The organism is Weissella sp. DD23 (assembly GCF_001579105.1).
In the GTDB taxonomy this organism is placed as follows: domain Bacteria; phylum Bacillota; class Bacilli; order Lactobacillales; family Lactobacillaceae; genus Weissella; species Weissella cibaria.
Window position 1 is genome coordinate 66,628 of the sequence record NZ_KQ970394.1, and the last position, 10,144, is coordinate 76,771.

At 45.5% G+C, this 10,144-nt stretch carries 9 protein-coding genes and 1 pseudogene; 7 read left to right on the forward strand and 3 right to left on the reverse strand.

The window, feature by feature from the left end:
• Nucleotides 1–160: 160 nt before the first annotated feature.
• The 3 genes from WEIDD23_RS07750 to WEIDD23_RS07760 all read left to right on the forward strand — a co-directional run bounded on the left by WEIDD23_RS07750 (nt 161) and on the right by WEIDD23_RS07760 (nt 4,093).
• Nucleotides 161–913 (forward strand): ABC transporter ATP-binding protein, encoded by a 753-nt coding sequence (locus tag WEIDD23_RS07750; protein WP_010370998.1) that lies wholly within the window; start codon nt 161–163, stop codon nt 911–913.
• 12 nt (nt 914–925) lie between these two features.
• Nucleotides 926–2,704: an FtsX-like permease family protein gene (locus WEIDD23_RS07755; RefSeq protein ID WP_010370995.1), complete on the forward strand. Its 1,779-nt coding sequence runs from the start codon at nt 926–928 to the stop codon at nt 2,702–2,704.
• Nucleotides 2,705–2,947: 243 nt separating this feature from the next.
• Nucleotides 2,948–4,093: an MFS transporter gene (locus tag WEIDD23_RS07760; RefSeq protein WP_010370992.1), complete on the forward strand. Its 1,146-nt coding sequence runs from the start codon at nt 2,948–2,950 to the stop codon at nt 4,091–4,093.
• A gap of 58 nt (nt 4,094–4,151) precedes the next feature.
• Here the strand turns inward: WEIDD23_RS07760 and WEIDD23_RS07765 are convergent, their stop codons facing one another.
• Nucleotides 4,152–4,700, reverse strand: a complete 549-nt coding sequence (locus WEIDD23_RS07765; protein ID WP_010370989.1) for a nucleoside 2-deoxyribosyltransferase — start codon at nt 4,698–4,700, stop codon at nt 4,152–4,154.
• 242 nt (nt 4,701–4,942) lie between these two features.
• Here WEIDD23_RS07765 and WEIDD23_RS07770 point away from each other — a divergent pair, with 242 nt between their 5' ends.
• A complete protein-coding gene (locus tag WEIDD23_RS07770) occupies nt 4,943–5,287 on the forward strand; it encodes a hypothetical protein (RefSeq protein WP_010370987.1) in 345 nt (114 codons plus the stop codon).
• Here WEIDD23_RS07770 and WEIDD23_RS07775 read toward each other — a convergent pair.
• Entirely contained in the window at nt 5,284–5,550 is a 267-nt protein-coding gene (locus WEIDD23_RS07775; protein WP_010370984.1) for a hypothetical protein, read from the reverse strand. The two genes, WEIDD23_RS07770 and WEIDD23_RS07775, sit on opposite strands and share 4 nt — an antisense overlap.
• Before the next feature lie 111 nt (nt 5,551–5,661).
• On the opposite strand from WEIDD23_RS07775, the gene WEIDD23_RS07780 reads away from it, so the two are divergent.
• The gene (locus tag WEIDD23_RS07780; RefSeq protein WP_010370981.1) at nt 5,662–6,228 is read left to right on the forward strand and encodes a hypothetical protein; all 567 of its coding nucleotides are present in this window, start codon (nt 5,662–5,664) and stop codon (nt 6,226–6,228) included.
• Between the two features lie 44 nt (nt 6,229–6,272).
• Here WEIDD23_RS07780 and WEIDD23_RS07785 read toward each other — a convergent pair whose 3' ends face one another.
• Complete coding sequence (locus WEIDD23_RS07785; protein ID WP_010370979.1) at nt 6,273–7,205, reverse strand: LacI family DNA-binding transcriptional regulator; 933 nt, start codon at nt 7,203–7,205, stop codon at nt 6,273–6,275.
• A 223-nt stretch (nt 7,206–7,428) separates the two neighbouring features.
• Between WEIDD23_RS07785 and WEIDD23_RS07790 the strand changes: the two genes are divergently transcribed.
• Nucleotides 7,429–8,751 (forward strand): SLC45 family MFS transporter, encoded by a 1,323-nt coding sequence (locus tag WEIDD23_RS07790; protein WP_010370976.1) that lies wholly within the window; start codon nt 7,429–7,431, stop codon nt 8,749–8,751.
• Nucleotides 8,752–8,766: 15 nt separating this feature from the next.
• Nucleotides 8,767–10,144, forward strand: a pseudogene (locus tag WEIDD23_RS07795) (glycoside hydrolase family 65 protein); the annotation flags it as partial.

A 10,144-nucleotide genomic window follows, 5' to 3' on the forward strand; every position in this document is an offset into this window, starting at 1 on the left:
GCTTCGTCGCAACGCGACGACCCCAAATAAACGAATTTTTTCCAACGCCGCGAAACATTAATCACCTTATTGTTTTGACATGGCATATTGTTCGTTGTATAGTATGTGTTGTAATATAAATGAAACAAAACAAAAGATATTAATCAGTGGGGAAACGAACATGACAGAACCAGTACTTATTGCGGATAAGCTAAATAAGACATATACCAGCGCAGCCGGGGTGGAACAACACGTTTTGAAGGACTTGTCATTGACTGTCCCACGTGGTGAATTTGTGGCCATTATGGGACCTTCAGGATCAGGTAAGTCAACATTGCTCAATATTTTGTCAACGTTGATGAAGCCAACCGAAGGGGCAGTGGCCATTAACAATAAAGATATCCTCCACATGACTGACGATGAAATCTCAAATTTCCGCGGTCGTGACATGGGCTTTATTTTCCAAAGCTACAACTTGATTGAAAGTTTGACGGTGCGTGAGAATATCGCGTTACCTTTGACTCTCCAAAAAGCAAAGTCACGGGTGATCAACGATGCCGTTGCGAAGGTGGCAGCATTGCTTCACATCAGTGAGTACTTGGATAAGTACCCATCAGAGTTGTCAGGTGGTCAACAACAACGTGTTGGAGCTGCCCGTGCGTTGGTTCACGAGCCAGCTTTGATTTTTGGTGATGAGCCAACGGGGGCCTTGGATTCAGAAAACGCTCGCGAAATGATGAATTATTTGACGACGATTAACCAAGAACGTGAAATCTCAATTGTGATGGTGACGCACGATCCATTCTCAGCGTCATTTGCCTCACGGATTTTGTTCCTGACAGACGGTCAAATTACGAAGACGTTGACGCGTGATGATCGTTCACGTGAAGACTTTTATAACTATGTGTTGTCAGAACTTGGCAACTTTAACTAGTGGGGTGATAACATGTTTCAAATTGCTTTAAAGTCACTCCGCGCGAAGTGGCGTGACTACACCGTGCTTTTCGTCGGGTTGGTCATTTCAGCAGCTATCTTTTACATGCTGAGTGCCATCGCGTTGAACCGTGATTTTTTGTTAAATAATTCATCAATTGGTCTGATTGTGCCAGTCTTTATGGTCGGTGAATTTTTGCTTGGTGTGATTACGTTTGTGTATTTGAATTTTGCCAACAGTTTCCTGTTGCGGTTGCGTCAGTCTGAATATGGCTTGATGTCAATGTTGGGAGCGAAGAAGTCACAAATTGGTGATTTGTTAATGCAAGAAACGCTCGCCTTGGGTGTCATCTCAACGGTCATTGGTATCTTTGCTGGTATTGGGTTAACAGCTGCCAGTGGTAATTTCTTGATGAATTTGCTGGACACGAAGTTGGCAAACTGGTCAGTCTTCTCGTTTAACGCTGCATTAGCAACGTTGGTATTCTTCGTGGCACTGTTCTTCATTAACGGGCTCTACAACCGTGGTCGGTTGAGCAAGCAAGATACGTTGACGTTGTTGACGGCAGATAAGCAAGTTTCACAACCAAAGCGTCACAAGCTTCTTGATCCATTGCTTGGCTTGGTTGGTTTGGGCTTGTTGATTCTTAGCTATGTGATGATGCCAGGTATCGTGCATCTTGGGTTGTACGGGTTCATCGTTGTCCTGGTGCTTAATGTCTGGGGAACGTACTGGTTTGTGAGCCGGACGTTGAAGATGGTTACGTATGCTTTGCGTGGCTCGCGTTTCAATAACCGTGGCTTGCGGTCATTCTTGAACGGCCAACTTTTGTTCCGCTTACCTGAATACCAACGTATTTTGACGGTGATTTCAGTTATGTTTGGTTTGGCGCTTGGCGCAATGTCAGTGGGGCAAGGGTATTATCGTGCCTTGCCACAACAAGCACAGTCGGGCCAACCATTCACGGCGGCCTACACGTCGGATAAAATTAGCACATCAAATTTGAAGGACATCACTTGGGAAGCTACTTATCACTACAGTGTGAACAAGGGTAAGGTGTACTTTAACGGTGATGAGTTTAACGAAAAGAAGTTACCAACGGTTGTTGAGACCGGTAAGGGTAATGACACACGGATTAAGTGGTTAACGGGTGATTACTTGTTAGCAACGCCAGGTTCCGAATACACATTAACCAGTATTGCTAACCAAATTTTGGATAAGCAATATGGTGCAACGGCGGTTGTGACACACAATGAGTCTGAAATGGCCGTTGAGGGGGATGTGAAATCAGTTCGCTTGGTGACGGTTAAGAGCTTTGCAGCCAACGAAGCAACGTTGACGGCGAATGCAAAGCGTGAAGCTCGTTTGACCGGCACAGCAATGAATCACCAAGCCGGTGTGCCAGGTATGTTTACGTTGCTTAAGAACGTCTTCGGCGGTTTGGAATTCATGGGCATTTTCTTAGGAATTGCCTTCTTGGCGATGCTGGCATCAACGTTGATGTTTAAGGTATTGTCAGGGGTTGCTGATGACAAGCGACGTTATCGCATCTTGACGATGATTGGAACGAGCAAGCGTCAAGTAACGGCTACGGTTGTGAAAGACTTGGGCGTCTTGTTCTTCATTCCGTTGGTTATCGGCACGTTAGATGTCATTTTCGGTCTACCAATGTTCAAAGCCTTAATGGCGGATCCATACGTTGGCTTTATGCCATCGCTGATTGCGATTGTCGTTTTGTACGTCATTTACTTTGTCATGACGGTCATTTTGTACCGCCGTTTGCTTAAGTAATATCGGACGCATAAACCGTGTTCTTAAATTATTCATGTAATTTAAGGGCAGATACGGTATAATGTAAGTATTCAAAATGCTGTGGAGTAAATGACGTAAAACGTTTGTTTGAGACATCTACGACACCTGAAAGCAGGTTACCTAAACGCGCAAGGTAACCTGCTTTTTTTGTACGTGCGCAATCAGGCACTTTCCCGTAAAATGAAGGGGCTGGGGAAAGTGTTGAAGTACAGGGGAAATCTTATGCAAAAAACAGCTAAGGTTGGCGTGTTTATTATCATCGTCAATTTTTTAATTTATATTGGGCTCGGGCTGCCTGATTCTGTGTTAGGGAGCGCTTGGCCGGCGGTACGGCAAACTTATCATGTGAATGTTGACTATGTTGGCTATCTAACCGCAATTTCATTAGTCTGTTCATTTGGTTCAACTTTGTTGTATCCGAAATTATCGGCTAAACTCACGATGGATCGCATTATGATGCTAAGCATGTGGTTTGTGTTAATCGGCTTGTTAGCATTGATGTGGGGCCAAGCTGTCTGGTTGTTAATTGTTGCGGCCATTGCCATGGGGTTTGGGCAAGGGGCTATTGATATCGCAGTAAATGACTACGCGGCAAAGCGCTTTTCAAGTGGCCTAATGAGTATTCTGCACGGCATGTATGGGGTCGGCGTAACGTTGAGTTCATTCGTGATGGCCCTGAGTCTTGTGTTTCCGATGGGCTGGCGTTTGGGTGTGTTAAGCGTCATCGTGCTGCAAGTCGTTATCATGACGGTTGTTATGAGCTCACGACAAGCCTTTCGGGGGTCTGATACAGCTGTAACAGATGATGAAATGACTACCGTGAAACTGGCGGGTTCAGATTGGCTATTGCCGGTTTTCTACTTTGTCTACGGCGTTGAGTTGGTGATTGGCAAATATGTCTCTAGTTTTGCTGTTGATCATTGGCAATATAGCGCGACAACAGCGACTAATGTGGCGACATTGTTTTGGGCGGGGTTGATGGTTGGCCGTTTCTTGACCGGAGTGACAACGCGCTGGCAATCAAATCGGCGGTTGATTCTAACGCATATTATTTTGACAGCCATAGCGACTGGAATGATGTTTTTGCCAGTTGAGGCATTGCTACCGTTCGCTGGTTTCGGACTTGGCTTGGGACTATCTGCCATCTATCCGTTGATGATGATGGTGCCGTATGCGCGCTACAATGACCAAAAGGCGAAGCGAGTTGTCAGTTGGAACTTGGCTTTTTGCCAAGCGGGGATGGTGATCTTACCGCTAGTAACTGGGTGGACTTACCAAGCTGTGGGGGCGATGAGTCTACCGATTATTATCCTAATTTTAGTCGGCGCAATGCTTGGCTTGGGTAGCGTTATTTTGCGACAAAATTAATAACAGTGAAAAAGGCACCGTGCGATTAATCCAATCGCGCGGTGCCTTTAATTTATGATTATAAGATGGCGCCAGTCCACTTCTTCATGGCGATGTTGGTAAAGTCAAACTTTTCCAAAGCAGCGAAACCTTCTGTTGCAAGGTCAACGTTTGAAACAGCCCCGTATGACAACATCAAGTTAACCGGGTGTTCGTTACGATCACCGACTGTGACCAAAATAGCAGGCTTGTTTGAAGCAGTCATGTAACCAACTTCAAATGCCGTGCCTGAATCTGGATCAGCCGCATCGATAAAGGCCACAATCAAATCAGCGTTGTTCATCGCCGTGATGTCAGCCTTGTAAGTCATCGTACCCCATTCGAAGTCGGGTTCAAAATCCCCGTCTGCTTCGATAACTTGTCCACCGTATTGGTTAAGGAGGGGAACATAGATATCGTTAATTGTTGGGTTAGCCTTCAACGCTTGGTAGCCTTGCATCAAGATATTTTGTTGGTCTTCGTTGAACCAACCTGCGCCAAGATAAATGTTGCGAGTGCGTTGGCCAACAACTTCGCTGGCCTCAGCAATTTGCGCAAGTTCAGAAATCAATTGGTGTTCAGTAAGCATTAAAAATTCCCCTTATCGTATGATTATTAATAGTATAGCAATATTTTTTGAAGATATTTTGGTGACCAATATGTTTTTAACAGCGAAATGCCCGCGCCTGTAAGGACGACGACAGGGTAACGCGAATTTTTTAAATTGTTTTGAAAAATAAGATGTCGAATATAAAGGGTGGTTAGGATAGGTTGAAAGTTAATTTTAACCGTGTTATATTAGGTTTAACTTAACGAAGATAGGTGAACAACATGGCAGATAAACAAACGGAATATCGCATGTGGCACGGTCGGTTGGCGGCGCTACTTGCGAGTGAAATTGAAGATATTAGATACGATGCTTTTAACGAATTTGATGCCAAAGTAAATGGTGGCTTGATTCCGGTTGTCGCGTTTAAAACGATGCAACGTGATTTTGTGTTGCCAATTATTCAAGCGCACAACCTAGACATGAGTGATTTTTACGATGCAGAGGCAAGCGTCTTGGGGAGTGTGTCGTTAGCTGATATTAAGTTTTGGGCGAATTTAGCGACCCAAATTGGTGTGAGTGCTGCTAATGGCAATTGGCAGGCCCGCGATAAGAAGCTGTACGTCTAGTCTTGGTGGGTAACCGCAATTTCCAATGTCACGTCGATTTCACGACCGAGCGCATCATAATGCCCATACGTCGGATAAGTGGCGAGAAAGCCAATCGCAGGTTCTTCTGATTGCTGCGCTAAATCGGCAATGAGTTGGCGGGTCTTGGCTTCATCAAATGGGATGTTGCGGATGTCCGCGTCAAGCTCGACGTCGGCTAAAAACAAGTCTAAGTCGTCATTGCTGAAGAGTGGTTCGCGTTCGTAAAGTAGGGTGTATTGCATATCATGGCCTCCTGAAAATCGTGCTATTAAGATAGTACTTATTATAAGAGGATACCAGGGGTGCATGCTATGATTATGGTACAAACTACTTAAGATAGGGGGACAACAATTATGGTTGAAGCACAACATCAAGAAGCAATTGAGCAGGTCATTTTGAATTTGAAGGCCCAAGTTGCCGGGTTGAATCAACAAATCGAAGTGTTGTCAAAGTTATTAGAAGTTAAACACGAAGACGTTAATATTGACGATGTACCAGGTCAATTGAAGCGTGCGGCGACTGAAGTAATGAACAATGATCATTTGAAGATGATTTTGGTTCGTGGTGAGAATTACGAATTCCGTGAGCGCCTGATTAACCAAGCGTTCGATACTGGTGTGACCATTGTTGAAGTTGAGCAATTCATGGAAGACTATGAAGCTGGTCAACGTGGTGGTCAAGTTGGGGCGCAAAAGTTCAAGGATCGTTATGACGATTATGATGTCCTGGTGATTGAAAACTTGGAGCAATTAGCCGGTGATCGTGCTAAGTTGCAAGAAGAATTATTCGATCGCGTATATGCCCGTTCACACGCTGGTAAGTTGACGGTGCTTTCAGGTAATGCGGCCTTTATTATTGGCGGTGAATCTGAAGAATACTTGCAAATGTTGAGTTTGGGTAAGAATATTTTTGTGGGCTAACAGTAGCCAAAAAGCCGGTGGGACTTTGTGTCTCACCGGCTTTTTTAGGCTGTCGTGGCCCCGTGTAGTAACTCTGGTACGACGTAAACCGACGTTACCGTCTCGCCAGCCAACTGTTTCATGAGCAAAGCAACCATATGTTGGGCAATGGTTGCAAGTGGTTGCTGAATCGTCGTAAGCGGCAACTCCGCTAGTTGATGGATGTAGATACCATCGAAACCAACAATCCCTAAATCAGTAGGTACTGTTAGTCCCTGACTACGGCCAGCCCGTAATGCCCCTAATCCCAACCGATCCGTGGCAGCCACGATACCGGTATTACCGCACAGATTTAAATCAGCTAAAAAGGCTTGGGCTGCGTGCTCATCATTTGGCAGATGATAAATCTCAGTTGTCCGACCGGCTGTTAACATCGCGTCACGGTAACCAACCTCACGATTAATAGCAAATGGTTCAGACATATCGATGCCAAGATAAATCAGGCGCGCATAACCAGCGTCGAGTAGGGCGTTGGTCGCTAATTGGGTGCCGGCCTTATTGTCGATATCCACTGACGGAATCCCCGGTTCAGTACCATAAATGACGACAGGAACGGTTAAACTCTGTAAGAGTTCAAAATCTGACCCGCGTGCGCCACTGACTAAGAAACCATCCACATTCGTTAAATCAAAATTACGATCGTGCCGCATTTCCAATGTGTAACCCGCGTGCCGTAATTCATCCGTTAAATGCATCAATAAATGCGCATAATATGGTTCGATTTCATTGATATCATCTAACAAGATGAAGGCGATATTATAGTGCCGATTGTTGGCAAGCGCTCGACCAGCCCGGTTTTGGACATATCCCAGTTCGGCAATCACTTGCTGGACATCAGCAATAATCTCGGGTGATACCTGATCAGGGTGGTTGAGAACGCGTGAGACGGTCATTTTCGAAACGTGAGCAGCCCGTGCTACGTCTAATAGTGAAACCATAATGATTCTCCTCAAAAATAATGAAAACGTTTTCAAAACAATCTATTTCAATCATAACACGAAAATATGAACGAGATAAGGTCACTCTGGGAAGGCGAAGATGTTACCGGTAACATCAAGAAAACGCTTTCATTTGATTTTAGGGTCGGCTATAGTTGGATTTGTAAATAAAGCGCTTACATTTGCAAACAAAAACACAATGGATTTTATAAGGGGAACGAAAATGACAAATGAGGGGACTCGTCAAAAGCTACCAACGTTACCATTACATACCATTTGGATGTTGAGTTTCGCATTCTTTGGGGTACAAATGGGGTTCTCATTGCAGAGCTCAAACTTGGGACGACTATTACAAACACTTGGAGCTGATCCGCACTCGCTGGGTTGGTTCTTTATCCTACCACCGGCCGCTGGCTTGTTCGTGCAACCAATTATCGGCCGTTTATCAGATAAGACATGGAATCGATTTGGACGTCGTATGCCATATCTGATTATCGGAACGGTTGTGTCAGCCATCGTGATGTTCTTGCTGCCAAACGCAGGAAACTTGGGCTTCAAAGCAACGATCGCGTTGATCTTTGGTGCCATCACCATCATGTTTATGGACACGTCATTCAACATGGCGATGCAACCAATCAAGATGGTCGTCGGCGACACGGTTAACGAAGAACAAAAAGGTTACGCTTATTCAGTGCAATCATTCTTAGCCAATGCTGGTTCAGTGTTAGCCTCAATTTTCCCGTTCGCATTGACGGCGATGGGGGTGGCCAACACGGCTAAGCCAGGCGTCATTCCAGATTCAGTGGCGATTTCATTCTATGTTGGTGCGATTGTTTTGGTGATTACAACCATCATCGCGTTGATTAACGTCAAGGAATACGATCCAGAAACGTATGCCAAGTATCACGGTATTCAAGAAGAAGGGCCAAAAGAAAGCGTGATGCACTTGTTGACGCACGCACCAAGCATTTTCTGGAAGTTGGCAGTTGTACAATTCTTTAGCTGGGTAGCTTTCCAATATCTTTGGACGTACGGAACTGGGGCGATTGCTGATACGGTTTGGCATGCAACGGATGCGCATTCAGCCGGCTATCAAGCTGCCGGTAACTGGTTCGGTGTGTTAAGTGCCGTGCAATCAATTGGCGCTGTACTTTGGGCTTTGGTTTTGACTAAGGTGAAGCCAGCGCAAGAGTGCTTCGCCTATGGCGGTAGTTTGCTACTCGGGGCGATTGGGTTTGGTTCAATTTTGTTCGTCCACAACCAATGGGCTTTGTTAGTGTCATTCATGTTAATCGGATTTGCCTGGTCAGCAATTTTGGCTTATCCATTCACATTTTTGACGAATGCGTTGGATGGTAAGAACAATGGCACATATTTGGGTCTGTTCAACGGGGCCATTACGATCCCGCAAATTGTGGCGTCAGTTGCCTCATTTGGCTTGTTCCCATTGTTGGGTTCATCAATGCCACACATGTTGTTAGTTTCTGCAATTGCTCTGATCATTGCAGCATTGTCAGCGGTGCGTTTGCTCCGTGGTCACGTTTAAAAATAGGGGAATATCATGAAGCGAATTTTTGAAGTTAATCCTTGGACAATTACCTCGCATGAGTTGCAACCAGTGGACAAGCGTTTGCAAGAATCAATGACGTCACTTGGAAATGAGTATATGGGGATGCGGGGCATGTTTGAAGAAACATATTCCGGCGACTCATTGCAAGGCGTTTACATTGGGGGCGTTTGGTTCCCTGACAAGACGCGTGTTGGTTGGTGGAAAATCGGCTACCCAGAGTACTTTGGTAAGGCGATTAACGCGTTGAATTTTGTGAAAGCAATTATTCAAATTGATGGGGTCACGGTTGATTTAGCAACGGTACCTTACACTGATTTTGAAGTCTCTTTGGATATGCAAGCAGGTGTCCTGCACCGTCAATTTACGGTTAACGGTGTGCAGGTGCAAGTCGATCGTTTCATCTCGGTTGCGACGAAGGAATTGGCTGATTTGCGGTGGTCATTCACAGCTATTGATGGGCAGACCCACGATGTGCAGTTGACGGCATTGATTGATGGCGACGTCGTCAATGAGGATTCAAATTATGATGAAAAATTCTGGGACGTGCTTGATGCAGAAGTAACCAACGACACGGCGTTCTTAATGACGCGAACTGTGCCCAATCCATTTGGTGTGCCCCAATTTACCGTGGCGGCCCGGCAACGATTTGTGTCAGATTTGCCAGCAATTGATGTCGTGCAAGAAGACAAACAAGTTGGAAACGTTTTTGCGGGGCAAGTTGGTGCGGCAACACAGCGCATTGAAAAGCGGGTGATTGTCACGACGTCACGTGATTATGCAGATGACACGGATGTTAAGCATGCGACTGACACGATTTTTGCTAGCATTGCATCAGCAACCTATGACGACTTGTATGATGCACATGTGGCTGGTTGGGCGGCACGTTGGGAAAAGGCCGACGTTCAGATTACTGGTGACGAAGCGGCCCAACAAGGTATTCGCTTCAACTTATTCCAATTATTTGCCACGTATTACGGTAACGATGCACGCTTGAACATTGGACCAAAGGGCTTTACCGGTGAAAAGTACGGTGGGGCAACTTATTGGGATACTGAAGCCTTTGCGATTCCGGTTTATTTGGGCGTGACCGATCCAGCCGTAGTGAAGTCATTGTTGCAGTATCGTTATCAACAACTACCTGGGGCCTATCACAATGCCCAACAACAAGATTTAGCCGGTGCTTTGTTCCCAATGGTGACCTTCGATGGTATCGAATCACACAACGAGTGGGAAATTACGTTTGAAGAAATCCACCGTAATTCGACGATTGCCTATGCTATCTACAACTACACCCACTTGACGGGTGACCGTTCATGGTTGGAAAACGAAGGTAGTGAAGTGCTAGTGGGGATTGCCCGCTTCTGGGCCG

Coding starts and splice junctions, on each gene's coding strand:
- WEIDD23_RS07790 (WP_010370976.1), top strand. CDS start 7,429: ATGACAAATGAGGGGACTCGTCAAAAGCTACCAACGTTACCATTACAT.
- WEIDD23_RS07770 (WP_010370987.1), top strand. CDS start 4,943: ATGGCAGATAAACAAACGGAATATCGCATGTGGCACGGTCGGTTGGCG.
- WEIDD23_RS07755 (WP_010370995.1), top strand. CDS start 926: ATGTTTCAAATTGCTTTAAAGTCACTCCGCGCGAAGTGGCGTGACTAC.
- WEIDD23_RS07780 (WP_010370981.1), top strand. CDS start 5,662: ATGGTTGAAGCACAACATCAAGAAGCAATTGAGCAGGTCATTTTGAAT.
- WEIDD23_RS07760 (WP_010370992.1), top strand. CDS start 2,948: ATGCAAAAAACAGCTAAGGTTGGCGTGTTTATTATCATCGTCAATTTT.
- WEIDD23_RS07765 (WP_010370989.1), bottom strand. CDS start 4,700: ATGCTTACTGAACACCAATTGATTTCTGAACTTGCGCAAATTGCTGAG.
- WEIDD23_RS07750 (WP_010370998.1), top strand. CDS start 161: ATGACAGAACCAGTACTTATTGCGGATAAGCTAAATAAGACATATACC.
- WEIDD23_RS07775 (WP_010370984.1), bottom strand. CDS start 5,550: ATGCAATACACCCTACTTTACGAACGCGAACCACTCTTCAGCAATGAC.
- WEIDD23_RS07785 (WP_010370979.1), bottom strand. CDS start 7,205: ATGGTTTCACTATTAGACGTAGCACGGGCTGCTCACGTTTCGAAAATG.